The sequence below is a fragment of the Microbulbifer sediminum genome (genome assembly GCF_021729035.1).
GTDB lineage: Bacteria > Pseudomonadota > Gammaproteobacteria > Pseudomonadales > Cellvibrionaceae > Microbulbifer > Microbulbifer sediminum.
In genome coordinates, this window is record NZ_JAJSAP010000003.1 from 247,411 (window position 1) to 273,550 (window position 26,140).

At 58.0% G+C, this 26,140-nt stretch carries 21 protein-coding genes; 12 read left to right on the forward strand and 9 right to left on the reverse strand.

Features of this window, described 5'->3' with window-relative positions:
* The first annotated feature begins 26 nt into the window (after nucleotides 1-26).
* The 4 genes from LVD11_RS06225 to LVD11_RS06240 all read left to right on the forward strand — a co-directional run bounded on the left by LVD11_RS06225 (nucleotide 27) and on the right by LVD11_RS06240 (nucleotide 4,231).
* The gene (locus LVD11_RS06225; RefSeq protein ID WP_237057292.1) at nucleotides 27-1,382 is read left to right on the forward strand and encodes an NCS2 family permease; all 1,356 of its coding nucleotides are present in this window, start codon (nucleotides 27-29) and stop codon (nucleotides 1,380-1,382) included.
* Nucleotides 1,383-1,406: 24 nt separating this feature from the next.
* Entirely contained in the window at nucleotides 1,407-1,970 is a 564-nt protein-coding gene (locus LVD11_RS06230; protein WP_237057530.1) for a phosphoribosyltransferase, read from the forward strand.
* Nucleotides 1,971-2,326: 356 nt separating this feature from the next.
* Nucleotides 2,327-2,587, forward strand: coding sequence for a hypothetical protein (locus LVD11_RS06235; protein ID WP_237057293.1), 261 nt, complete (start codon nucleotides 2,327-2,329; stop codon nucleotides 2,585-2,587).
* Between the two features lie 162 nt (nucleotides 2,588-2,749).
* Nucleotides 2,750-4,231, forward strand: coding sequence for a serine/threonine-protein kinase (locus tag LVD11_RS06240; protein WP_237057294.1), 1,482 nt, complete (start codon nucleotides 2,750-2,752; stop codon nucleotides 4,229-4,231).
* 48 nt (nucleotides 4,232-4,279) lie between these two features.
* Here the strand turns inward: LVD11_RS06240 and LVD11_RS06245 are convergent, their stop codons facing one another.
* On the reverse strand, nucleotides 4,280-5,206 hold the full coding sequence (locus LVD11_RS06245) for a LysR family transcriptional regulator (RefSeq protein ID WP_237057295.1): 927 nt from the start codon (nucleotides 5,204-5,206) through the stop codon (nucleotides 4,280-4,282).
* Between the two features lie 185 nt (nucleotides 5,207-5,391).
* Between LVD11_RS06245 and aptA the strand changes: the two genes are divergently transcribed.
* Both aptA and LVD11_RS06255 read left to right on the forward strand, forming a co-directional pair.
* Entirely contained in the window at nucleotides 5,392-6,732 is a 1,341-nt protein-coding gene (aptA, locus tag LVD11_RS06250) for an omega-aminotransferase AptA (protein WP_237057296.1), read from the forward strand.
* Between the two features lie 111 nt (nucleotides 6,733-6,843).
* Nucleotides 6,844-8,337, forward strand: coding sequence for a CoA-acylating methylmalonate-semialdehyde dehydrogenase (locus tag LVD11_RS06255; RefSeq protein WP_237057297.1), 1,494 nt, complete (start codon nucleotides 6,844-6,846; stop codon nucleotides 8,335-8,337).
* Nucleotides 8,338-8,415: 78 nt separating this feature from the next.
* On the opposite strand, the gene LVD11_RS06260 is transcribed toward LVD11_RS06255, so the two are convergent.
* From LVD11_RS06260 to LVD11_RS06285, 6 genes are all read right to left on the reverse strand, one after another.
* Entirely contained in the window at nucleotides 8,416-9,342 is a 927-nt protein-coding gene (locus tag LVD11_RS06260; protein WP_255775408.1) for an NAD(P)/FAD-dependent oxidoreductase, read from the reverse strand.
* 221 nt (nucleotides 9,343-9,563) lie between these two features.
* Nucleotides 9,564-9,713, reverse strand: a complete 150-nt coding sequence (locus LVD11_RS06265; protein WP_237057299.1) for a hypothetical protein — start codon at nucleotides 9,711-9,713, stop codon at nucleotides 9,564-9,566.
* 24 nt (nucleotides 9,714-9,737) lie between these two features.
* The gene (locus tag LVD11_RS06270) at nucleotides 9,738-9,881 is read right to left on the reverse strand and encodes a hypothetical protein (protein ID WP_237057300.1); all 144 of its coding nucleotides are present in this window, start codon (nucleotides 9,879-9,881) and stop codon (nucleotides 9,738-9,740) included.
* Nucleotides 9,882-9,895: 14 nt separating this feature from the next.
* A complete protein-coding gene (locus LVD11_RS06275) occupies nucleotides 9,896-10,039 on the reverse strand; it encodes a hypothetical protein (protein WP_237057301.1) in 144 nt (47 codons plus the stop codon).
* A gap of 153 nt (nucleotides 10,040-10,192) precedes the next feature.
* Nucleotides 10,193-12,349 carry a peptidase domain-containing ABC transporter gene (locus tag LVD11_RS06280; protein WP_237057302.1) on the reverse strand — a complete coding sequence of 719 codons (2,157 nt, stop codon included), beginning with the start codon at nucleotides 12,347-12,349 and terminating at the stop codon, nucleotides 10,193-10,195.
* Nucleotides 12,349-13,629, reverse strand: coding sequence for a beta-barrel domain-containing protein (locus LVD11_RS06285; RefSeq protein ID WP_237057303.1), 1,281 nt, complete (start codon nucleotides 13,627-13,629; stop codon nucleotides 12,349-12,351). The genes LVD11_RS06280 and LVD11_RS06285 overlap by 1 nt, the downstream gene beginning before the upstream one ends.
* Before the next feature lie 491 nt (nucleotides 13,630-14,120).
* Here LVD11_RS06285 and pepN (LVD11_RS06290) point away from each other — a divergent pair, with 491 nt between their 5' ends.
* A complete protein-coding gene (gene pepN, locus LVD11_RS06290; RefSeq protein ID WP_237057304.1) occupies nucleotides 14,121-16,796 on the forward strand; it encodes an aminopeptidase N in 2,676 nt (891 codons plus the stop codon).
* An 84-nt stretch (nucleotides 16,797-16,880) separates the two neighbouring features.
* On the opposite strand, the gene LVD11_RS16890 is transcribed toward pepN (LVD11_RS06290), so the two are convergent.
* A complete protein-coding gene (locus LVD11_RS16890; protein WP_255775409.1) occupies nucleotides 16,881-17,003 on the reverse strand; it encodes a hypothetical protein in 123 nt (40 codons plus the stop codon).
* 271 nt (nucleotides 17,004-17,274) lie between these two features.
* On the opposite strand from LVD11_RS16890, the gene pepN (LVD11_RS06295) reads away from it, so the two are divergent.
* From pepN (LVD11_RS06295) to LVD11_RS06315, 5 genes are all read left to right on the forward strand, one after another.
* Entirely contained in the window at nucleotides 17,275-19,980 is a 2,706-nt protein-coding gene (gene pepN / locus LVD11_RS06295) for an aminopeptidase N (RefSeq protein WP_237057305.1), read from the forward strand.
* Nucleotides 19,981-20,077: 97 nt separating this feature from the next.
* The gene (locus LVD11_RS06300) at nucleotides 20,078-20,878 is read left to right on the forward strand and encodes a tetratricopeptide repeat protein (protein WP_237057306.1); all 801 of its coding nucleotides are present in this window, start codon (nucleotides 20,078-20,080) and stop codon (nucleotides 20,876-20,878) included.
* Nucleotides 20,862-21,578 carry an energy transducer TonB gene (locus LVD11_RS06305; RefSeq protein ID WP_237057307.1) on the forward strand — a complete coding sequence of 239 codons (717 nt, stop codon included), beginning with the start codon at nucleotides 20,862-20,864 and terminating at the stop codon, nucleotides 21,576-21,578. Before LVD11_RS06300 ends, LVD11_RS06305 begins: the two co-directional genes overlap by 17 nt.
* 319 nt (nucleotides 21,579-21,897) lie before the next feature.
* A complete protein-coding gene (locus tag LVD11_RS06310) occupies nucleotides 21,898-22,791 on the forward strand; it encodes a transglutaminase domain-containing protein (protein ID WP_237057308.1) in 894 nt (297 codons plus the stop codon).
* Nucleotides 22,792-22,893: 102 nt separating this feature from the next.
* Nucleotides 22,894-23,775, forward strand: a complete 882-nt coding sequence (locus LVD11_RS06315) for an Nmad3 family putative nucleotide modification protein (protein WP_237057309.1) — start codon at nucleotides 22,894-22,896, stop codon at nucleotides 23,773-23,775.
* A gap of 6 nt (nucleotides 23,776-23,781) precedes the next feature.
* Here LVD11_RS06315 and LVD11_RS06320 read toward each other — a convergent pair whose 3' ends face one another.
* Complete coding sequence (locus LVD11_RS06320; protein WP_237057310.1) at nucleotides 23,782-25,995, reverse strand: transporter substrate-binding domain-containing protein; 2,214 nt, start codon at nucleotides 25,993-25,995, stop codon at nucleotides 23,782-23,784.
* Nucleotides 25,996-26,140 lie beyond the last annotated feature (145 nt).

Consider the following 26,140-nt stretch of genomic DNA (forward strand, 5'->3'; position numbering starts at 1 on the left):
TATTACCTCCGGGATTTAACCAGACCATGAACCAGACTCCTGCTTCCGCGACCGACAAGTCCGCAGTTCCCCAGTCGATCGGGAAACCCCCACTGCTGGAACGCCTCTTCAAGCTGTCCGAGCGCCAGTCCAGCGTGCGCCAGGAAGTGATCGCCGGCGTAACCACGTTCCTGACGATGGCTTACATCATCTTTGTAAACCCGAATATCATGGCTGCTGCAGGCATGGACAAGGGCGCCGTGTTCACGGCAACCTGCCTGGCGGCCGCCGTCGGCTGCCTCATTATGGGGCTCTACGCCAATTACCCGTTCGCCCTGGCGCCGGGCATGGGCCTGAATGCCTTCTTCAGTTTCGTGGTCGTCGGCGAGATGGGCTATAGCTGGCAGGTGGCCCTGGGCGCGGTGTTTATCTCCGGCGTGGTATTCCTGCTGCTGAGCATCTTCAAGGTGCGGCAGTGGATCATCGACAGTATACCCATGTCGCTGCGGCAGGCGCTGGCGGCGGGTGTGGGCCTGTTCCTGGCGATTATCGCCCTGAAGAGCGCGGGTATCGTGGTCGCCAGCCCGGCCACCCTGGTGACCCTGGGCGACATGACTTCCAGCAATGCCATCCTCGCCGCGCTGAGTTTCTTCCTGATTACCGCACTGGCATTCCGGCGCATGCTGGGCGCTGTGATGATCGGCATTCTTGTCACCACTGCAATCTCGCTGGTACTTGGCAAGGTGGAGTACGCCGGCCTGGTCTCCGCCCCGCCAAGCATGGCGGCCACCTTTATGCAGCTGGATATCGCCGGCGCCTTTGAAGTGGGCATGATCAGCGTGATCTTCGCCTTCCTGTTCGTGGACCTTTTCGACACCGCCGGTACCCTGCTGAGCACCGCCGACCGCGCCAAGCTACTGGATAAAGCGGGCAAGCTGCCGGGCATGGGCAAGGCCCTGATGGCAGACAGCTCCGCTTCGGCCGTGGGCTCACTGCTGGGCTCCTCCACCACGACCACCTATGTGGAAAGCACAGCGGGCGTCGCCGCCGGCGGCCGCACCGGACTGACTGCCGTGGTCTGTGCAGGCCTGTTCCTGCTGGCCCTGTTCTTCTCGCCGCTGGTGGGCATGGTGCCCGCCTATGCTACCGCCGGAGCCCTGATGTACGTGGCAGTGCTGATGACTTCCGGCCTGTCCTCCATCGACTGGGATGACATCACCGAAGCCGCACCGGCGGTCATCGCCGCGGTGATGATGCCGCTGTCGTTCTCCATCGCCAACGGCATTGCACTGGGCTTTATCGCCTACGCGGTGATCAAGACCTTGAGCGGCCGCAGCCGGGATGTCAGCATCAGCGTTTACTTCCTGGCGGCCCTGTTCATCGCCAAGTTCATGTTTTTCTAAGGGGTCCTTCCAATGAGCAACAACGTGAAGAAGCATTTTATCAGCGCGCATCAACTGCTGACCGACTCCTATGCACTGGCGGAACAGGTCTTCCAGAGCGGCTTTCGCCCCAACTATATCGTCGGCGTGTGGCGCGGCGGCGCGCCCGTGGGCATCGCCGTGCAGGAGTTGCTGCACGTGATGGGCGTGGATGCGGACCATATCGCCATCCGCACCTCGTCCTACACCGGCATCGGCCAGCGGGACAAGCACGTGCGCGTGCACGGCCTGACCTACCTGATCAAGCGCCTGGAGTCCCACGACAACCTGCTGATTGTGGATGACGTACACGATTCCGGCCTGAGCATCGACCAGACCATCAAGGACCTGCACAAGGCCTGCAAGAAAAACACGCCGGAAATCCGCGTGGCCACCCCTTACTACAAGCCGGCAAACAACAAGACCGAGCGCGAGCCTGATTACTACATTCACAAAACCAGTGAATGGCTGGTATTCCCGCACGAGATTGACGGCCTGTCCCGCGAGGAAATCCTCGAGTACAAACCGGAGCTGGCCCCCTATATCGACCGTATTGCCACACCGGCCTGATAATGCCAGGCCCGGGGCGCACCCGCGCCCCGGGCACTTGCGCTGATACTCTGCGCAACCCTCGCCCCACGCCACGCCCCATACCAGAAAGCATCCCTCCCCCATCCGGCGGCAGAGGACCAGCAAGCTCACTACAGCCGCGGGCAAAAATATCGGGTGTGTCGACTACAAATGAATTACCCGCCCAACCAAATTGCACTATCGTACCCGAAAGAATTACAGGGGCTTACATCGGCTCGTACCACTTGTACGTGAATGCTATAAAACATGCCAGAGAGGAACACACGTGGCACAGCGGCCGTCACAGCGTGCCGGAAACCTGACCGGTCGCCTCCGCCGGGGAAAAGGATTTACGGATGAAAGCACTGCTTATCAATGTCACGGGACTGGTCGGCTCCTGGCACCTGATCGACGTCGCGTCGGATAACGTCATGCGATCGGGAATTGCCCCGGTCATTTTTTCATTCTTCCTGATATCGAGCCTGCTCTGGCTGATCGTTGCCTTTGGCCGGAATCAGCGCGTGACCGTTAGCCACTACTCCTCTGCCGACTCCCCGGGTATTTCCCATGGAGAACATGCGGGGGGCGGGGACGGTGGCGGCGATGGGGGGGCCTAGCCGGCAGCCAATGCTTAAATAAAAGTGCAACAGGTCAGCGTGCCCGGTTTATCTGGCGCCGGCGGAACGGTATCCTTGCCCGCAATAGTACAAGAGTAGAAGTTACTGGCATCTGGTTACCAGATAAGCGACTTCGGTTGATGGCAGGCAAGCCCGGCACTTATGAATTACCCCGACATCCACATTCCCGGTTACACGATCCATGGGCAGATCGGCCACGGTGGAATGGCTTCGGTTTACCTTGCCACCCAGGAATCCCTCAACCGCAAGGTGGCCATCAAGGTACTGCGCAACAGCGCAGAAGATGGTGTCAACGAGCGCTTCATCAAGGAAGCGCACTTTATCGCCAGCCTGGCCAACCCGCACATCATTACCATCCACGATATCTCGACCCTGGCGAACGGCGATTACTATATCGCCATGGAATATGTGGGCGATGGCGACCTGGCGGATAACCGGCACCACTTTCGCGAGCCCGCCGCAATATTGCAGCTGATCCGGCAAATCGCCCAGGGTCTGGCCGTGGTCCATGATCGTGGCATCATCCACCGCGACGTCAAACCGGCCAATATCCTTTTCCGCGAGGATGGCACGGCGGTGCTGACCGACTTCGGTATCGCCAAGGATGTGGATAACAATTCCGACCTGACCCAGGCGGGCTCCAGCCTGGGCAGCCCTGCCTACAGCAGCCCGGAACAGGCCCAGGGACAACCGCTGGATATCACCACCGATATCTACAGCCTCGGCGTCATCCTGCTGGAGCTGCTGCTCGGCTATAACCCGTACCGGGGTGACAGCCATACCAGTACCGCCATCAACCATATCCAGCGACCGATACCGGCACTGCCGGACGAGTTCGCCTACCTGCAGCCGTTGCTCGACCCCATGCTGGCCAAGCAACCGGCGGACCGGTTCCAGTCCTGTCACGAGCTGGCGGACACCATTGCAACAATGGCGGATGCCCCGGCCGGGGTGCGTACCACGACTGCCCGTGCGCCAGCACTGGTGCCCCCCCGCTGGCTGAAAGGGAAAATGGTCCCCCTTGCCGGCGCCGGCGCCGGCCTGGTGGCAATCGCATGTGTCATCATGGCACTGACCTACGAGAGCGAGACCGACCGCAGGATCCGCGAACTGCTGCAGCGCGCGGAGCAGGGGCTGGCAGAGGGCCGCTATATATCCCCCGAGCAGGACAACGCGCGCTATTACTACCGCCAGGTACTGCTGCTGGATGACAACAATCCAGCAGCGGCCCGGGGACTGCGGGCGGTAACAAAGAAGCGCATCGAGGCACTGGTTATCCTTGGCGCAGAGGCACTGGAGCACGATCGCCTGCACCGCCCCAAGGATGACAATGCCATCCACTACTATCGCGAGGCCCTGACCCTGGATCCCGACAACCCCCAGGCCACAGCCGGGATCGGGCAGGTGACCGCGGAATATATCCGCCGCGCCCGCGCGGGACTGCTCGAGGATGACCTGGAGCGTGCGGACTACAACGTGAAATGGGGCCTGCGCATCAGCCCGGATAACCGGGATCTGCTGGCCCTGCGTTCAGAGCTGGACGAGAAGATGCCGGCGGCGAAGAAATTTATTCGCGACGTGTTCGGCAAGCTGCGCGAGGCGGTCGACAGCGAAGAAGGCTGATCGGTTGCGCCAGGTCGCAGCAATATGAAGCATTCTGCCCCCCTCCCATCAGTGAGCGTGCGCTTCGGCAAGACACTCCCACAGGGTAGCCACGATCCGTGAGGGCTTCGGGGATATCCGCTGGATCGCCACGAACTCGCACCGGTACTGGTAACGCTGCGGACAGATCGTCCGGATTTCCCCGTTTTTTACAAACGTTTCCCCATAGTGATCGGGCAGGTAGCCGATATAGCGGCCCGATTGCAGGCAATGGACGATGGCCTCCTGGTCGTTGACGGTGATATCCCGTTCCAGGCCCAGCCGGTTACCCACTTCCATGTTCGGGGAGTGGTAACCCAGGCCGGCATACTTGCAGCGACGAACTGCATCGTCGTCGATTGAGATATCCGCAGTATCGAACAGGGGATGGCGCCAGCCGCAGTAGAGGTACATCTGCTCCTCGAACAGGTGCTGGTATTCGAGGCTGGGGGAGGCGCGGTGGGCCGGGATCACCCCCAGCTGGAAGCGGCCTTCCATGACCCCGCGCTCGATCTCGTTGATCGGCTCGATGTGAATATCCAGGCTAACCTCCGGCGCCAGGTCGTCAAAGTGACGCAGGGCATCGGCGATATGGGCCGCGGGGTTGGTGACCATCTTGTCGAACAGGGCGATGGATACGTGCCCGGTCATGCGCTTGTGCACATCCGCCACCTCGCCCCGGAACGCCTCCAGTGAGGCGAGCAGCTTTAGTGTCGCCTGGTAGATCTGGCGTCCCTCATCCGTGAGCGCAAAACCACCGCGTCCGCGCCGGCACAGGGTCACTCCCAGCCGCACTTCCAGGTCCTTGATATGGCGGCTGATGGTGGAGCGCCCCACGTTCAGCTCCAGCTCGGCCGCGGAGAAGCCTCCCGCCTCGGCTACTGCCCGGAAGACTCGCAGCAGGCGCAGGTCGATGTCGGAGAGCTGACCCAGCAGGGCCGCCTGTGTACGTGCCATATTTCCCCCATGCGCCTGCCCCTGAACGGCCCCGGCCAGCCTCATCACAAGGCCGGGCAGCTCGCGGAACCTTGGTTGCATATTGATGAAACTAAAGATCGATAACTTGCAGTTTATGCAACTTTCACACTCACCTAAAGTCCCTCCATCGACACAACAGATCCGCGTATTCCGGGAGAATAAGAATGAGTGAAAAGTACGCCGGGCTGAGCCAGTCACAGCTGGATGCCCACTGGATGCCCTACACGGGCAACCGCCAGTTCAAGCGGGATCCCCGTATCATCACCGGCGCCGATGGCTGCTACTACACCAGTGCCGACGGCCGCCGCATCTTCGATGGCCTCTCGGGCCTGTGGACCTGTGGCGCTGGCCACAACCGCGCGGAAATCGCCGAGGCGGTGAGCAGGCAACTGTCCACGCTGGACTACTCCCCCGCCTTCCAGTTCGGGCACCCCGGAGCCTTCGAGCTGGCCGAGCGTATCACCCGGTTCATGCCCGAGGGCCTGAACCGGGTCTTCTTCACCGGTTCCGGTTCCGAGTCCGCCGAAACCTCGCTGAAGATCGCCCGCGCTTACTGGCGCAAGAAGGGCATGCCGTCAAAGACGAAGCTGATCGGCCGCGCCAAGGGCTACCACGGGGTGAACTTCGGCGGCATCAGCGTCGGCGGCATCGGCGCCAACCGCGCTCTCTATGGCGCTGCGGTGGATGCCGACCACCTCGCCCATACGGTGTTGCCGGAGAACCGCTTCAGCAAGGGAATGCCCGATGAGGGCGCGCACCTGGCGGATGAGCTGCTGGAGCTGGTGGCCCTGCACGATGCCTCCAACATCGCCGCGGTGATCGTCGAACCCATGGCCGGTTCCGCCGGGGTACTGCCGCCGCCCCGGGGCTACCTGCAGCGCCTGCGCGAAACCTGTGACCAGCATAATATCCTGCTGATCTTCGACGAGGTCATCACCGCCTTCGGCCGCATGGGCGCCGCCACCGGCGCCGAGGCGTTCGGCGTGACACCGGACATCATCAACACCGCCAAGCAGCTGACCAATGGCGCCGTGCCCATGGGCGCAGTGATCGCCCGGCAGGAGATCTACGACACCTTTATGGAGCAGGGTGGCCACGACTACCTGCTGGAACTGCCCCACGGCTACACCTATTCCGCTCACCCGGTGGCCTGTGCTGCGGCCCTGGCGTCCCTGGAAATCCTGGAAAAGGAAAACCTGTTTGCCCGCGCAGGCGAGCTGGCCGCGATACTGGAAGACCGTGTGCACCAGCTGCGCGGTACGCCACTGGTCACAGATATCCGCAACTGCGGCGTAGCCGCGGGCCTGACCATCGAGGCGGCAGCGGGCGAACCGCTGCTGCGGCCCTACCAGATTGCGATGAAGATGTGGGAGAAAGGCTTCTATGTGCGCTACGGTGGGGACACCGTGCAGCTGGGTATGCCCTTTGTGGCCCAGCCGGAAGAGATCGATAACCTGGTCAGCGCCCTGGGCGATGTTATCAAGCAGGTTGCCGACTCCCAGTGAGGGAAGCGCCCGGCAAGAAGCCCGGGCAACGCGCTGCGCCCCGGGGTTATAGTCACCGGCGTTACCAATAAAAACAGATCAGAAAATTTAAGAATAGAAAGAGGTTTACTCATGAATATTGTGGGTCATTACATCAACGGGCAGGTCAGCGAGGCCGCCGAGCGCACCCAGGACGTCTTCAATCCGGCTACTGGCGAAGTCACCAAACAGGTGGCGATTGCCGCGAAGGATACCGTGGAAGAGGCCATCGCCGTGGCCCAGGCCGCCTTCCCCGCCTGGCGCCGCACCCCCCCGGCCAAGCGGGCCAAGATCATGTTCCGCTTCAAGCATCTGCTGGAAGAGAATGCCGGCAAGATCTGTGCCCTGATTGGCGAGGAGCACGGCAAGATCTCCCACGATGCCATGGGCGAGCTGACCCGCGGTATCGAGAATGTCGAATACGCCTGTGGTGGCGCCAACCTGCTGAAAGGCGAGCACAGCCGCAATGTAGGGCCGGACATCGACTCCTGGAGCGAAATGCAGCCGCTGGGCGTGGTGGCCGGCATCACGCCGTTCAACTTCCCCGCCATGGTGCCACTGTGGATGTTCCCGCTGGCCATCCTGTGCGGTAACACCTTTGTACTCAAGCCCTCCGAGCGCGACCCGTCCGCCGCGCTGTTCCTGGCCCAGCTGATGCAGGAAGCCGGCCTGCCCGACGGCGTGCTCAATGTCGTCAACGGCGATAAGGTCGCAGTGGATACCCTGCTGACTGACGAGCGCGTGCAGGCGGTGAGCTTTGTGGGATCCACCCCGATTGCCGAGTATGTCTACGCCACTGCCAGTGCCCACGGCAAGCGTTGCCAGGCCCTGGGCGGCGCCAAGAACCATGCCATTGTGATGCCCGATGCCGATATGGACAACGCCGTCGCCGCTCTCACCGGGGCCGCCTTCGGCTCGTCCGGCGAGCGCTGCATGGCCCTGTCAGTCGCCGTGTGCGTGGGCGACGAGGCTGCGGATGCGCTGGTTGGCAAAATGAGTGAGGCAATGCAAAAGCTGAAAGTGGGCGCCTACACCGACAGCAGTAACGATTTCGGCCCGGTGATCACAGAGGCCCACAAGAACAAGGTCGACGGTTATATCGCCAGTGCTGCGGAGCAGGGAGCCACTATCGTAGTGGATGGCCGCGATCCGCAGGTGAAGGGCTATGAGAACGGCTTCTTTGTCGGCGGTACCCTGATCGATAATGTGAAGCCGGGCATGACCTGCTATGAGGAGGAGATCTTCGGGCCGGTGCTGCTGGTGGTACGCGCCGCGAGCATGGAAGAAGCCATGGAGATGATCAACGACCACGAATACGGCAACGGTACCTGCATTTTTACTCGCGACGGTGAGGCCGCCCGGTACTTCAGCGACAACATCCTGGTGGGGATGGTGGGCATCAATGTACCGCTGCCGGTGCCGGTGTCCTACCACAGCTTCGGCGGCTGGAAGCGCTCGCTGTTCGGTAGCCTGGGCACCTACGGCCCGGACGGTGTGCGCTTCTACACCAACCGCAAGACCATCACCCAGCGCTGGCCGTCCAGTGGTGTGCGTGAGGGGGCCCAGTTCTCGTTCCCGAGTAACTGAATAAGCTCAGGCCAACCGCATCACCGATGCGGTTGGCTCCCCCTGCCGGCTACCCGGCCAGGTCCTGCAACAAGTGCTCTATGCCGGATTATCCAGGAGATCGTTGATTACCATCACCCCGGCGATAAAGCCTTCATGCGCCGCGCCTATAAGCGTCGAAAAGCGCGTCTTTGCATCCCCCACAATAAACACGTCACCCAAACCGGTACGCCCGAACTGGTCAGTTTCATACAGCTCCCTGTTCGTCATCGGGTTCAGTTTTTTACTGGTATAGATACTGTCGATCAGGTGATTTGGATGGGATTCCATGTCGGACACAAAGATTGCATCCGCCGGGATGACCTCCCCCTCCTCAGTAATGAGGCTTTTCAGCTGGCCGCTTTCTGAGTTTACGCTGGCTATTCTTGCCTCCGAAACGTCCGTTTTCTCGGCTACCCGGCCAATCGCAGCAAACACATCTCGCGGCTCCACTCCCGGCCCCACAAACACCCTGATCGCCCCGGCCCAGATGCCGAGCAACTTGATGAGATTGACGTCGGCCTGCCCCTGGAAAAGAACAACCACGTCCTTCCCCTGAATCTCATATCCATGACAATATGGACAGGTGAAGAGGGAACGCCCCCATATGGATTCAATACCCTCAATCCCGAGTGACGAGGGATCAAGTTTATCACCCAGGGCAAATATCACTTTCCCTGCCCGAAGGGAGAGACCGCTCTTCAGCCGGATACGATAGCCATCTATGTCAATCCCAACTTCCTCGACCAGATCATCGATGTAACTGAAATTGTCGTAGCGTCCGATATCGGACTTTGATTTTTCCAGGATTTCACACTTGGAAAGCCCGTCATTGGTAATGAAGTTGTATGTCGGATCCTGGAACTTTTCGAGGGGAGTTTCATCATTAATAACACAGCCCTTGACCAGTGCCCGCGCCATGACCAGGGCAGCCGACATTCCCGCTGGCCCACCCCCGATCACCACTACATCATAGCAACTATCCATTTTTTCCCACCCACCACTAAAGCATGTTGACCAGGTGAGCAGCCATCTGCCCTACCTTAACCCCCAGGAACAGGAAAACCACTCCAAGACCTATAGCCATAAGCGTGACTTCACCGCTCGTACGATTACTGAGAAATTCAGAAACCAGGTTTTGCATTTTCACACCCTCCGAGAAGTTCAGAGCACTCACGTCTGCAGCCGTGAATGCTCATCAGAAGCGATTAATTAGTCGCTTTGGCTACTGCCGCGCCGATAGAGATACCGGCAGTCATAAAACCGATACCAGCGGAAATTGCGCCAATTACGCAAAGGCCACCGCAAACAAATCCACCATTAACCTGGGTAGCTTCAACAACAGTCAATTCTTTCATTGTATTTCCTTAACAATCTTATATTTAATCAAGTGCCAGGTAAGCAATACCGCCGCCGACGAGTGTGCCGAGGGCAAAAAGGCCACCTACGCAAAGCCCGCCGCAGACGATACCGCCATTAACCAGCTGAAGCTCGTTCTCTGCCATCAATTCAATATTAGTGTTCATGACATACATCCTTACTACTTGGCTTCAGATTTATAGCCGATAACCAGGCCGGCCCCGAAGAGAGCACCAGCAGCAAAGGCCGCCGCGCCCACACACAGACCACCGCAGACAAAGCCACCATTGACTTCCACCTGCTCTTCGAGCGTAAGTTCCAACATAACATCTTCCTTATGTCATAGTTTCCAATGCCCAGGGATGGTTCTTGATTCCCCCCACAGGCTCCAGTTCAGGGAGATAAGCCATAGCTTCTGCTCCCGGTTTTGGCTCCCTGCATAAGCAGGTACTGCAGCCAAATTCTTCAGCCAGATCGTTTAGATATGCCTGGCTACGCTTTCGGTATCCTCTTCCTCACAGAGGTGTCCATTCTCCAATCGATAGATTGTCTCCGCCTGTTTAATTGTTTCTGGACGATGGGCAATTATTACTCTTGTCATAGAGAGCCGCTCAATCTGCGTACTGACAATCGATTCATTCCGGACATCCAGGTGACTGGTCGCCTCATCGAGAAATAGAATACTCGGCTGCTGGTATAACGCTCGCGCCAAAAGGAGTCTCTGGTTCTGGCCGCCGGAAAATTGTGAGCCCATATCTCCAACCAGCGAGTCGTAAGCCATAGGAAGCCTGGTGATATCCTGCGAAATAGCCGCAAGATGAGCACATTTTTGCATTCTTATGAGGTTGGGTACGGGGTCAAAGAAGGTAATATTATCTGCGACCGATCCGGACAAAAGCGTATCATCCTGCATCACGGCCGCGACCTGTCTGCGGTATTCAAGCAGGCCTATCGCATTGATATCCTGTCCATCCAGGAGAACGCGGCCTTTGGTTGGTCGCAATAACCCCAGCATGATCTTCATCAAGGTTGACTTGCCACAACCTGATGGGCCAGTCAGGGCAACTGACTCACCCGCGCGCACTTTCAGGTTAATTCCACTCAGGATCTCCGGCTCGCTTTCACTGTATCTAAAGTGAACATCTTCCAGGATCAACTCACCTAGAACCTCATTCAGTGTCGAGCTACCTTCCCTATTTTTCTCTTGCTCGTGTAAAGCGATGTCAGAAACCCTGTCAAGGTGAAGACGCAACATCCGGAACTCTATCAACTGCTCAATAAAGCTTGATATACGTTCAATCAGCTGGTCTTTATAAGCTATGAAGGCAAGCACCATACCGATGGTAAGGTTGCCATCCATAACCATGAGAGCAGCAAAGTAAACTACAACTATCTTCTCAAGCCCAAAAAGAAACTTATTTGCAGCATCGAAGCTTATCCTGAGCTTACCCAGCCGGATCTCGGCATTGATAACCTCAGCATACCGGTTTTGCCAAATACTTTGTCTCTGCGATTCACTTGTGAACAACTTGATTGTTTGAATGGCCCGGGCATTCTCCAGAAAATTGGTTTGCTCTTTCGCGCTTGCCTGGATCTTTTCTTCGGTCGCGCGATGAAATGGCCGATACAATGAGAATCGCAACAACGCATACAGGGCAATAAAAACAGCCACCAAAGCGGTAAGCTTCGCACTGTATATAAGCATCATGACAATGACTGCAATCGACATCACTGCATCGACCACCGTCTCTACAATGCCTGTAGTCAAGCGCTCCCGAATCTGGGCAAGGGAACCGAACCGTGACACCAGGTCACCGACATGTCGTTTTTCAAAGTAGTCAAGGGGTAATCTTAGTAAGTGTCGAAGGAGATTTACCCCCATCTGCATGTTCAAGAGACTTGAAACCCGTAGCACAAGCCAGCTACGGGCGATAGTTGTCATTACGTTGATCAAGACAACAAGGCCAAAGCCTATCGCCAAAACGATAAGCAAGGGCTTATCAAAGCTGACCAGAACCTCATCAACGACCCACTGCATATAGTAGGGCATTGCTAGCGCAAACAATTGCAGTAACAGCGAGAAAACCAGCAGTGACGTGAGGACCTGCCAAAGCCCAGTCAGCCGACTCCAGAGCTGACTCAACTTCATCTGGCGCCGATCGTCCTGCGCTTCGAAGTTACTAGCTGGATTAAGCTCCAGCGCAACCCCGGTGTAATGACGGGAAAACTCCTCCAGGCTCATGACCCGCTTGCCCGCAGCGGGATCATTGATCGAAACTTTTTTCTTTTTTACACCGGTCAGGACCACAAAATGATTAAGGTCCCAATGTAATACACAAGGCAGCTGCAGCTTGCCGATTTCCTCCAGTGGACATTTGAGCGGCCTTCCCGCAAGACCAATGGAATCGGCCAACTGGATTAACTGCTGCAGGTTCATCCCCTTCAGGTTTGCAGTAAATCGCTGCCGCAAAGCGGTCAAATCCATCTTGCGGCCGTGAAAACTGGAAACCATAGCAAGGCATGCAAGACCGCATTCTGCAATCTCCGCCTGCAGTACAAGTGGAACCCGGCGAAAGCCTGAAAATTCCAGGAGCTCTGTAGGGGACTGTTCTCTACTCAATGCTGAAGCATTCATCAACCTACCCGCCCCTTCAAGCTATAGATGGGATTCAGGAACCAATCCAGCAATGAGCGCCGGTCCAATATGATATCGGCCTCGAACAACATTCCTGCTTTCAAGGGGTAGCTATCACCATAAGCATCAATTTCCTGCTGATCGAGTCTGGCTTTTAACCGGTACACCGGTTCGGAGAGTTGAAATGGCAGGTTGGCATCCGCCTTTGAAATAAGGGCTTTATCAATCTGAACAATTTCAGCCTGTAGGAAGCCAAACCTCTGGTATGGAAATGCATCAAAACGAATCTTGGCGGTATCACCAACCTTTACAAAGCCAGCCGACCTGGTCGGCAAAAATAGTTCCGCCAATAGGTCTGACTCTTCCGGTATTACGCTCATCATTGGCCGCGCAGACGTTACAAATTCACCTTCCACAACCTGTATCGCTGTAACCACGCCACTCTTTGGTGCTTTAATCACGTGCCTGTAATTGCTACGCGCCTGGATCAATTGATTGTGAAGCCCTGATTCACGTTGACGATACTCTGCAAGCTTAATTTTTTTCTGGGCGGGCAGTATTTCGAGATCCGACTCGTAGGTATTAAGATCTGACTTGAGACCAATCCTGGACGATGTCAGCCTCTCCAGATCCTGCCTTGCGGCGATCGATCGTTCTTCAAGGGCCTTCAGGTCAGCTTCTGAAATATATCCCTGCGAATGCAGTGATTGGTATTTTTTGGACTCCCCACTTATAAGCGCGACTTTCTGGCGGGCCAACTCTTCCTGCCGAATGACTGCCACCAGTGTCTCCCTCGCATTTTTTATTCTTCTCTGGAGTTTTTCCTTTTCCCGGGAAAAAATATACAGGTAATTTTCCCTTTCCCTTCCAATGCTTTCTATTTGCTCCTGAAGCTTTTCGATACCATATTTTGCGACACTTTCTCCTGATATTGAATTCATGGTCAGGACTACAGTCGCCAGGTCATCTCCTTTCTGCACATACTTGCCTTCGGAAACATGCAAGTTCTCCAGCGTTCCGCCCTGCTTTGAATATACCTTGAGCACGCCGTGACTCGGATTAAGGTATCCGTGAACGGTTTCCTTTCTTGAATAATTTGAAACAGAGAGAAACAGAAGAACGAGGACGACCAGGAAGACAATACAGGTTAGCGTCACCTGCATTGATACAGGCTGCGCCAGGGATATTTCCCCCAACAGCCTTTCGCGCTGCGCATCGACCGCCTGGTGACGGAACAGACCTTTCACCCCAAAAACCCCAACATCCTTATTGTTTCGCAAAATTCTACCTAGGATAAAAATCCATTAAAACCATGTTTTATTACAAGCAATTACCCAGATCTAATATTTAGCGGTAATTATTTTGCTACTTTTCAATATATGTTGGGTTGCACTCCTCCTTTCATATAGATGGAATTTTTCGGCAATCTCATCCCACCTAGTCAACTTATTTAAGCCAGTCCACCCAGAATTTTTCCCGGCGCTGCCGGCTGGGCAGGATAAAAGAGGCTTACCGGGCCAGTAGTGGACTACGGGCGCGAAATTTTTGTGCCGCCACAGGAGAAGCCATGCCCTTCCGGTGGCCAGGCTGCGCCCGGACATCACGGCAGTCAGTGACGCGGAAGGGAGGGCTCGGGGCAGCCGGCAAGTCCGGCCGAATCTTAACGATAGATGGCCTTTATCCTGAGATAAGTGACCGATTTTTTTTGATCAGCTGTGTTATAACCGCGCAGTTACAAATACCAAAGCAACAAACATCCGGGGGGATGACCATGATAGGAAACGGGAAATTTGCGACCACATTGCTGGTCAGTGCAATGCTCGCCGCCTGCGGCCAGGAATCAGGCAATAACCCAACAGCTTCAGAGGCAGTACCACCGTCGGTCCGCACCGAGGCACCGGGCCTGTCCGAAGCCTATGCCAGGGTGCGTAAGCAGCAGGTGGCAGCGGTGGACTATGAGCTGTCCGTCACGCTGGACGCCAAGGGCGAGAGCTTTTCCGGCCAGGTGGTCGCCAAGACCACACTGAATGAGGCCCTGGACCAGCCACTGACCATCGATTTCGCAGGCGGCAGTGTCAGCGCAGTAATGGTGGACGGGCAGGAAGTCCCGTTCGAGTACAACGACTACTTTATCAGCATCGCCCCGGAACACCTGCAGGCTGGCACTCACGCAATCACGATCAATTACCAGCACCCCTATTCCACTGACGGCTCCGGCCTGCACCGCTTTGAGGACCCGGAAGACGGTCGTGTGTACATGTACACCGACTTCGAACCCTATGATGCCAACCGGTTGTTCCCGCACTTCGACCAGCCCAACCTGAAGGCCCGCTATACCCTGAACGTCACCGCGCCGAAGGACTGGATCGTCATCAGCGCCACGCGCGAGAAGGCGGTAAAACAGAACGGCGAGCGCAATCACTGGCATTTCCCGCAGTCCGCGAAATTCTCTTCCTATATTTTCTCCCTGCACGCCGGTCCTTACCGCGTCTGGGAAGACGATGCCGACGGCATTCCCCTGCGCTTGATGGCTCGCCAGAGCCTCGCTGATTATGTCAAACCGGAGGACTGGTTTACCTTTACCAAGCAGTCATTCGCATTCTTCCAACCCTACTTCGAGGTGGACTACCCGTTCGGCAAATACGATCAGGTGATTGTGCCTGATTTCAATGCCGGCGCGATGGAAAACGTCGGCGCGGTAACCTTCAACGAGGCCTACGTCTCCCGCGGGGAAAAAACCGAGGCCCAGCGCATGCGCCTGGCCAATGTCATCGCCCACGAGATGGCCCATATGTGGTTTGGTGACCTCGTAACCATGAACTGGTGGGACGACCTTTGGCTGAACGAGAGCTTTGCGACCTACATGGCCAACCTGGCCGTAGCTGAGAACAGTGAGTTCAAGAATACCTGGGAAAATTTCTATCTGGGCACCAAGCAATGGGCCTACTGGTCCGACCAGTTGCCTACCACCCACGCCATACAACTGCCGGTGCAAAATACCGACGAAGCCTTTGCCAATTTCGACGGCATCACCTATGGCAAGGGTGGCTCCATCCTCAAGCAGCTGCCCTATTACCTGGGCAAGGAGGAATTCCGTAAGGGTGTGAGCAATTACCTGAAGGAGCTCTCCTACCAGAACTCAACCCTGGACGACTTTATGGGCCACCTGGGTAAGGCCGCCGGCAGGGACCTGGACCAGTGGCAGCAGCAGTGGCTGTACCAGGCCGGCCTGAATACCATCGAAGCCAGCTTCCAGTGTGAGGATGGCAAGGTTACCAGCCTGACCCTGTTTCAGGCCGCGCCGCAGGAATACCCGACCCTGCGCGAACAACGCACACAGCTGGGCTTCTATAACATGGAAGACGGCAGCATGGTGCTCTCCGAGACACTGCCGGTAATGTACAAAGGTGAGAAGACCGAGGTCGCCGCCGCACAAGGCTTCACCTGCCCGCAGATCCTTAACCCCAATGAGGGCGACTGGGCCTTTGCCAAGGTAAACCTGGACCCGGTATCGGTGGAAAACATGTCAGAACACATCAACGATATCGAGAAGCCGTTTACCCGCCTGATGCTATGGCAGAGCCTGTATGACAGTGTCTATGACGCCAAGCTGCCACTGGACGAATATATCCACTTCGTGCTGGCGAATGCGGGAACCGAGCGGGATATCAACGTGATCCGCATGATCGCCCGTCACCTGGGCAGTGCATACACGTACCTGGCGCAGATGGAGATGGACGAGGAGCGCCGCAAGGGTCTGCAGCTGGCCATCGAGAACTTCGCCTGGCAACAATTGCAACAGGCCGACGCCGGTAGTGATGCCCAGAAAACCTGGTTCGGCACCTTCACCAACGTCGCGCACAGTGAAGAATCGTTGGCGAATGCCCGCGATTTGCTTATGGGCGAGCTGAAAGTGGACGGCCTGGACCTGGATCCGGACAAGCGCTGGGACCTGGTGTACCTGCAGAACGAGCACTTGTACGAGGACTTCGAACAGGCGATCCAGCGCGAGCTGGAGAAAGACGACTCCGACCGCTCCCGCCTGAACGCCATCGCTGCCGAAGCCGTGCGCCCATTGCCGGAGGTCAAGACCAAGTGGCTGGAGAATATTGTCGAGCACCGCGATGATTTCAAGCTGAGCCAGCTCAAAGCCGCCGCCGGCAGCCTGTTCCCGGCCTCACAGGTGGCGCTATACAAGGACAATGCCGAGCGCATTATCTCCGCTATCGATGCGGTGAACGCCACCGCAAGTCCGGAGTATATCGGCACCTTCTCACGCCTATTCCCCCTGAACTGCAGCGATGCGGGTATTGCCCGGCTAACTGACGTCCTGGAGGGCGATAAAGCGCTGAACCCGCTGATGGAAAAAGCATTGAAGAACCGCCGCCATGGCGACCAGCGCTGTATAGCCATCTCCCGTCTGCTGGCAGAGCCGGCTGCAGGCTGAGCACGCCAGTGAGCACGGCAAGCGAAAAGGCCCTCCGGGGCCTTTTTTAGTGCGCCATACAATTGCTACCAGGATGCTAACGGGCTAAAGGGCGATCGAGCCCGAAAATCCCGTCACCACCAATGCACCGGTGCAGTCGCGCTCCTCCTCATAGGCTTCGGGCAGCATGGTATCCGCCAGCATGGTGAGCAGCGGTCCCACTGCCACCACTACCACATTTAGCGTGGCCCGGGCCGGGAAATGTAGGCGATCAGCGGGCGTGCACGGCAATTACCGGCTCAATGGCACCGTATGCACCTGGCCCCACCAACCCCAATGATGGCGGGCTTCCGCCGATTAGTGACCACTTGCACTGCCCCATGCCTCGAAGCCGCAGGCATGGCGTGATATAAAACGACGAAAAATAAAGACATCGCCCTGGTCACCGGTGCGCACATCGCAGGTATGTGACCCTGGGCAGACAGATACCGGAGTGCCCATGAAAAAGCTGTCCCTGTTTACCGCGTCCCTGCTGTCCGCCGCCATACTCACCGCCTGTGACCACGGCGACACCGGCTCCAGGTCCAGCGCGGGCGCGACCGACAAGCCCACAGAGTCCCCCGTCACCGGCCCGGACAGGAGCAGCCCCGCCGCGGTGGTAAGCCGTGCCGACGGCCCTGAACTGACCGCCGAATATGCCAAATGGCGCAAGCAGCTGGTCGCCGACGTGGATTATTCCATCTCAGTAGCACTGGCCAGTGAAGGGCCAGCATTTACCGGCACCGTGACCGCCGACACCAGGCTGGCGCGAGTTCCGGAGCAGCCACTGACTATCGACTTCACCGGTGGCAGCGTGGAAGCGGTGATCGCGTCCGGCAGGGAAATCCCGGTCGAGTACAATGGCTATTTCATCAGTATCGCCCCGGAACACCTTCAACAGGGCGACAATAAAATTACCATTACTTACAGCCATCCTTACTCTAGTGATGGCTCTGGCCTGCACCGTTTCCAGGATCCGGAAGATGGCAATGTCTACCTGTACACCCACTTCGAACCCTACAAGGCCAACCGGTTTTTCCCCCACTTTGACCAACCAGACCTGAAGGCACGTTATACCGTACAGGTGAAGGCACCGGCAGAATGGCAGGTTGTCACCACCGCTCGGGAAGAAAAGATCGAGGACACTGCAGATGATTACAGGCTCTGGCACTTCCCCCAGACCAAGAAGTTTTCCTCTTATATTTTTCCCCTGCATGCCGGCCCCTACCGAGTGTGGGAAAGTGAGGCGGATGGCATTCCTCTGCGCCTGATGGCACGCCAGACCCTGGCTCCCGATGTAAAACCGGATGACTGGTTCACCTTTACGAATCAGTCTTTCGAATTCTTCCAGGACTACTACGGCATCGAGTATCCGTTTGGCAAGTACGACCAGGTGATCGTGCCTGATTTCACCATCGGTGCGATGGAAAATGTAGCCGCAGTCACCTTCAACGAGGCCTATGTCTCCCGCGGGGAAAAGACCCAGGCCGAGCGACAGCGCCTCGCCAATGTCATCGCCCACGAAATGGCCCATATGTGGTTCGGAGACCTGGTCACCATGGACTGGTGGAACGGCCTGTGGCTCAAGGAAAGCTTCGCCACCTACATGGCCTACCTGGCGCTGGCGGAGAACAGCGAGTTTGCCGATGTCTGGGAGAATTTTTACCTGCGCACCAAACAGTGGGCCTACGACTCCGATGAACTGGTCACCACCCACCCCATCGAACTGCCGGTTGCCAATACAGCGGAAGCCTTCTCCAACTTCGACGGTATCACCTACGGCAAGGGCGGTTCGGTGCTGAAGCAACTACCTTTCTACCTGGGTAGAAAGGAGTTCCAGCAGGGTGTGCGCAATTACCTGAATGAATATGCCTACGGCAATGCCACCCTGCAGGACTTTATGGGGAGCCTGGGAGAGGCAGCAGGCGAGGACCTTGGAAAGTGGACCCGGGCCTGGCTGTACCAGCCTGGAGTCAACACTATCCGCGCCAGTTTCCAGTGCGAGAATGACAGCATCACCGAATTGACCCTTGAGCAGACAGCGCCCGAGGAGTACCCGGTGCTTCGGGACCAACGCGTCCAGCTTGGCTTCTACCGCTTGCAGGACGGCAGTATGAACCGGGTCGAAACACTGCCCGTGACCTACCGTGGGGATCAGACTCACGTAGAGGCGGCGGAAGGCCTGCCATGCCCGCAGATCCTCAACCCCAATGACGAGGATTGGGGCTATGTAAAGGTGGAACTGGACCCACAGACCGTGGGCCAGCTTTCACAGCACATCAATGATATCGAAAACCCCTTCACCCGCCTGATGCTGTGGCAGAATCTTTACGACAGTGTCCTGGCCGGCAAGATGCCGCTCGGCCAGTGGATCAATTTCGCACTGGAGAATGCCGGGGCGGAGGACGACATCAATGTTATCCGCGCGATCAGTGGTCACCTGCAGTCTGCGCACGCATACCTGCACCGTCTTGATATTCCCGCAGGCACGCGCGGTCCGCAACTGGCGGGGATCGAGGAATTTATCTGGCAACAGCTGAACGAGGCCCCTGCCGGCAGTGATGCGCAGAAAACGTGGCTCGACGCCTTTACCGAGGTGGCCCATACCGATACGGCACTGGCCAATGCCCGCAAGCTGTTGGACGGCGAGCTGGACATCGCAGGACTCGCCATCGACCAGGACAAGCGCTGGCAGCTGATCGTGTTACTGAACCGTCACCTGCACGACGACTACCAGGCTCTGGTAAAGTTCGAGCTCGAGCAGGATAACACCGACCGCGCCCGCAACAGCGCTATCCGTGCAGAGGCCATTCGGCCAGAACCAGAAGCCAAGCAGCAATGGCTGGACAACATACTGGAGCGGCGCGACCAGTATAAACTGAGTCAGATCAGGGCTGCGGCCCACTCCCTGTTTCCGGCGGAGCAACTCGCGCTGTTCGAGCAATCGAGTGAGCGGGTATTCAGTGCGATTCCGAAAGTGAATGCGTCGGCAGATACTCTTTACAATAAGGCCTTTGCCGCGATTCTGCCGATCGTCTGCACCCCGGAAACCATCAGTGACTACAGCGCTGCGCTCGAAAACAACCCACAGCTGATGCCAACACTGGACAAGGCCCTTAAAAACCGCAGACAGCAGAGCCAGCGGTGTACAGGTATCGACTTCTAGCCAGCGGGGGGTGCCGGGATCAACGGCACCGCCGCTTTTTCGGGAGCCAGATGCCTTTCCGGCCCCTCAACTACCTTTATCGCAACAAGGATGTGCCATGCGCTTTATTATCTCCATACTACTGACCGGCCTAGCCACACTGGCCCACGGGGCCGATGACTGCCGGGCCCGCACCGAGGCCATCCTCGCCTACGGCAAGTCTGACGCGGACATGCTCGCGGGCATCAACCGACTACCAGAACAGTGTACCAGTGACCCGTTCACCCGCCTCAAGGCAGCGGAACTCTATGCCGCCACCGGTAAGCTGAACGCGGGGCTGCAACTGTTGGCGAATGAGGATGACTTCGGGGATTACGCGGAACCTGCGGAGCTGCTGCGGGCACGTATCTACCTGGCCGGCGGCAAGCCGGAGGTAGCCAAGCAGGTCCTGCGGGAAGCGATGAGCGCTTATCCCGAGAAGCCCGGGGCGGCCACCCTATATGGCGAAGTATTGTTGTCCGAGGGCAATTCCCAGGAAGCTTACCGCAGCCTGCTGGCTGCCCTGCACGCCGAGCCCACCGCCCGGGCCTATCGTGGTGCAGCAGTCGCAGCCTACCGCATGGGCGACTGCCAACAGGCCATCACTGCCCTGGACCAGGCCATGTTCATGGATGAGGCGGGAACGCTGGAAAGCTGGACGGCAATGCTAACCGGGGCTAGATGCTATACCCGGCAGGGGAAATTCCGGGCTGCCACAGGCGCGCTCAAGGCTATGGTCGCGGCCGATGACACAATCCAGAATCGCAAGTCATTCAAGGATACGGTTATCGCTCTGCGTGCCGCCATCCGCCAGGCACAGGAATCCGGCGATACCAATACCGATGCGAGCGAAATCACCCTCCATGAAATGGATTTATAGGCAACAGCACGGCAGCCCTGGACGGTATGCCAGTGTACTGAGCACCGATACAGTCTCCCTGTGCAGGATAATTGCCGCAGCCCTGGCAATCACCCTGGTCGCCTGTTCGACATCACAGTCACGACAATACGCCCATGAAGTTTCCTGTGCGGAAAAGCGCAAGAAGGTTGAGGCTCCATGGCACAGCGTCTACCGCGTGCGCTGCTACCTGTTCCATGGTGACCGGGAGGGTGCAGCGCGGCAGATTGCTTCAGCGGAGCAGACACTCAATAGTACGCAAATCGATGAGTCAGCCTTTCTGCAACGAATGCTGGATGAATACCGCAATGTCTACACAAATATGTTCCACGGCAGTATTCTCGCTGCGCCGGCGCCGGAACAGATAGATGGTGAATACTGGTTGATTCGTGAGGGATCACTCTTTTATCCGATTGATGCCCTTGAGCAGCGCCTGGATGGGCAGGTAGTAGTGGAATTCGATATCGATAAAAGCGGTCACACTGAAAACCCGAGGATTATCACTTCCTCTCCTGCCGGGGTATTTGATCGGGTTGCCCTTTTCGCCGTCAGCCACCACCGGTACCTGCCCCGGGTGATTAATGGCGAGGCTGTTCCGGTAAAAGGCGTGCAGCAGAGACTCAGCTTCGAGGTTCCCCCCTATAGCAGGGAAGAAGTCGTGCCCTCTTCCGCCCCTGAGTGATCCCGGAACCTGGCGGCAAACACGGCCTTATACACCCAGCCGAACCTGGAGCTGCCCAAATAAGGGGGCCTGGTGCTTTGCAGAAAACATGACGCAAGGTTCGCGCCACAACTGCCTGGACAAGGCAGACACTTCGGTAAGAACGACGAAATAACCGCGGTGCCAGATGCGTTGTGGTCAGCACCAAAGATGCCCCTCTGACACCGCATTTCACCAAATTCCCACTCACCGCTCTGACGCTGTGCTTCACCGCAACAGTGCAACCAATCCGGTTCCCGATGCAATCCTATTACGTGTTTGACAGGGAGGCTCGTGAACAATGCGATGGATGATTTTTTTGCTGGCTGTCATGGCCAGCGGCTGCACGCAGGCAGCGACCACTAATGCAAAAGCCAATACCGGGATCAATACCGGCCAACTACTGGAGGGACACCCGACCCTCAATGAGAGAGGCAAGGGACGTCGTATCACGGGCCGCGAACTGTTTGTTGTCAGCAGCGAGATGCGTGCCTACCTGGACCGTGTTGGCGTCGGTAATTCTCCCATAGTGCGTCTGAACGCTGTCCTGAAAGACCTCAAGGCGAAGGATTTTCGACTCCACTACGACCTGAACCAGACGGCTTCTGCCGCCGAGGCATTTTCCGAAAAACGTGGCAACTGCGTATCTTTCGCTGCCATGGTGGTGAGCATGGCACGCTACCTGGGTGCCGAGGCTCGACTCAACCAGGCAGCCATACCGGTGCGCCAGCAACTGGCGGCGAATACTGCTGAATCGGGGTATGTGCAGAATATCCGCCATATTAATGCGGTGGTCATATCGGATGGCAGGCCCTATGTCATCGAAGAGGATTTCCGTATCTTTGCAGGGAAATATCTGTCACAGCTGAGTGACCGGGAGGCTTATGCCATCTACCTCAACAATCTCGCCATGGAGGCGGTACGCCGCGAGGAATACGCCGAAGCTTTCCACTATAGCCGGGAGGCGATCCTGAATAATGAAGAGGCCAGTTATCTCTGGGCGGGCCTGGGCACAGTCTATCGTCGAAGTGGGCAGCTAGAGCTCGCCAGGAAGAGCTACCAACACGCACTGGCACTGAACAATGAGGATAGTGTCGCGCGGCACAACCTTCGCATCCTCCGCCAGGCTCGCACTCACGAGCAGGAGCCACCTCCGGCACCAGGTACGGGCAACTACAGGCCACAACCCATCTAGCAGTATCCACCGGAAGCCCTACAGGCTGCACTTCCCTCTCCCACTTTTCGGGGTTAAGCTCGCGTACTCTCATACCGAGCACCCCGAACTGAAGAGGAATAGATGCGCCTGATACTCAGCCGCAAGGGCTTCGACTCCTCTGCCGGCGGCTGCCCCAGCCCGATCTTTCCCGATGGTTCCCTGTATCCACTGCCGATACCCGATCCCCTGTCCACAATCCCATTCAATGCACTGGAGTTCGCGGGGGAGAATATCGGCAGCCTGGTGGAGGATCTGACCCGCAGGCGCCATGCCGGAGACGAGGGCGCCCACCTGGACCCGGATATGTACCGGGATGCCCTGGCTCGCGAACGAGGCTGGAGACCACTCCTGGGGCAGACCGGCGCGGCCCAGGGCCACTTGCGTCGCCGGGGAGTAACCGGGGGCGACCTGTTCCTGTACTTCGGGCTGTTCCGTCCGGTGGAAAAAGCCGGCGGGCAGTGGCACTTCGTAAAAGGTTCGCCGGCGCGGCACATACTCTGGGGATGGATGGCCGTCGGGCGGGTGGCCGCGGTAGACGAGCTGGAGGGAAATACGCTTGGCTGGGCCCGCTACCACCCCCATTTCAATCTCGGCCCTGACGCCAACAATACGCTCTACATCAGCGGGGACCGGGCTGCCCTGCCCGGCCAAGGACAATCGCTGCCCGGAGCCGGGATTTTCCCCCGCCTGGATGAGCGACTGGTCCTCACCCACCCGGGGTCCAGCCGGCCATCGGCCTGGCGACTGCCCAAATGCCTGTACCCCGAACCGGGCCGGGAGCCACTGACCTATCACACCAACCGCTGGCGCTGGGAGCCGGATAAGGAGGATCCGGCAACCTATTGCCGCCTGCAGAGTGCGGCCCGGGGACAGGAGTTCGTGCTGGATATAGACCAGTATCCCGGTGCCACAGAGTGGCTTGCCGGCCTCATCCGCAAGCTGGGAGAAAGCTGGCGCCAGTAGCGGCGGCTATTGTGCACCCTCGTTACGCGCCACCGACAGGTAGCCCAGGTAGCGACTGCGAATCTGGCGCACGTAATTCACCGGCTCTCGCCCGCGCACGTAACCAAAGCGCGCCTTGCGGTAATACTCAGGTTCGGACAATTTCAGCATTGCCTCTTCCACATGGCCAAACCAGCGGTCCGGGTCCTTGCCGAGGGATTCCGCCAGCCTGCGCGCATCCCGCACATGGCCATGGCCGGCATTATAGGCCGCGAGGGTGAAATAGATTTTTTCGTCAAACTCCAGATCCCGCGGGAACCGCTCTTCCAGCCAGTCCAGATAGGTAATCCCCGCTCGAATATTGTTCTCCGGCACAAACAAGTCATTGACACCCATCTGCGCCGCTGTGCGTGGCAGCACCTGCATCAGCCCGCGCGCGCCGGCAAAGGAGCGCGCCTGCGGATCGAACTGGCTCTCCTGGTACATCTGCGCCACAATCATGCGCCAGTCCCGGTCCGAGCGTGACGCATATTCGCGTACCAGGGGATCGTACGGTGATAGCTCGTCGGTACTGCGTAACCGTTCGGCAATGCGCGTCCGGGTTCGCTTGGCCTGCTTGAAGTACTTGTTGTAGGTAACGTTGAAAAACAGGCCACGATAGTGCTTGTTCAGGAAACTGTTGAGCTGCTTGAGCAACAGCGGCTGGTCCGGGCGCACAGCCCAGGCGATTTCGCGTTTGCCAGGCAACTCTCCGACCACATGGAAATCCCGGCGATAGGTGCGCTCGATATCCACCAGGTGTGAATCGGCAATGGTGTAGGGGTATTTGCCCTGCACCACGGCGTCGATCAGGTGCTCGGTTGCCGCGCCCTTAACCGGTACGATTTCCACAGGCTGCTCCTGGCCTGCCGCCAGTGCCTGCAGGTTGCCGTAAAAGCTGGTCAGGGGATTGACCGCCACTTCACTGCCCGCCAACAGCTCGGCCACCGGTTTGTCCGCCTGCTTCTCCGGCAGGGGCTCGGCTGCAATCACCTGCTCGGTGACTTTCAGGTAGTAGCGGGTAAACTCGATGCCCTGCTCGCGGCGCTCATCGGTGACAGTCATCGAGGCGGCCACCATATCACCAAGGCCGGACTCGAGTGCCTCGGTCAGGTCCACATCCGGACCTGGCACCACCATGCTCAGGCGCAGGTTGTTCTCCCGGGCGAACTGCTTGAGCAGGTCGTAGTCGAACCCCATGAGCTCGCCCTGCCACATAAAGTAAGAGGCGGGATGGTTACGGGTGAGCACCCGGAGCGTGCGGCTCGACTGAATGTCGGCCCAGTCGCGCCGGGGACGTTCAGCCATCTGCCGCGCGACAACATGCTCGGAGGTCAGGAATTCATTCAGTGCCCGTTCCAGCTGCGGATTCTCCTGGCGCACCGCCCAGGCAATGGCACGCTGCGAGCCCAGGCTGTCACTTGCCCGCAACCGCGGATAGTCAGGCAGCAACGCATCGGCCAGGTTACTGTCCAGCACCGTGGCCTGGTACTTGCCGTCGACAACACCCGATAGCAGCGTGTCGTGATTGACGGGTTCATCGAGATAAGTGATGGCAAAGCGTCCGCGCCCGTCAGCGGCACCGTCTTCCTCCTTGGCTGCCGCCCGATTTTGTGCCTCCAGCGTGCGCGCAAATGCACTGCCCCGCCGCACCGCCACCAGCATCGGTTTGCTATCTGTCGCGGCTTCCTCTGCGGTATTGCGAGTGACCAATAGCTCTCGGACATACTGCAGTGGCCGGGTGAATGCGACCTGCTCGGCACGCCCCTCTGTGCGGGAGAAATTGATCGCAATCACGTCTCCCCGCCCTTCCAGCAACGCCGGTACCAGATCGGCAAAGGATTCCACGTATACCCACTGCGGGTCCAGGCCGCGACTGTGGGCAAACTTTTCTGCCAGCTCCCGCCAGGCCGAGCCAGGTAACCCATCACGGGGAAGGGCGTTATCGGTTTCTCCACGAGGGGCCAGCAGCCGCAGCACACCATGCTCGGCCAACGCCGGCAGATCGCCCCGCTCGATGAAGTTGCGAAACGCCGGGGCCAGCGGTTCGCTGGCAGCGGTACTGTCCTCAGCATCCGGGGCGGCGGTACTTTCTTCCGGTGCAGCTTTCCCAGCGGCACCCTGGTCTTGCCCCGGACCGCAGGCGGCCAGCGCAAGCGATAGCAACAGGGCAGGAATAGCGCGGTAGAGTCTGGTTTTCACGACGGGGCCTTTTGCGTTGTTATGGATCGAGGCGACCGTTTAATGGTCAACGTTCTCACTTGCCTACGACTATACCAAGCGAAAGGATTGAGAAATACGTCACACCCGCCAGGAGATGGCGGCAAAAGGCAGGAAAGGTCGGGAA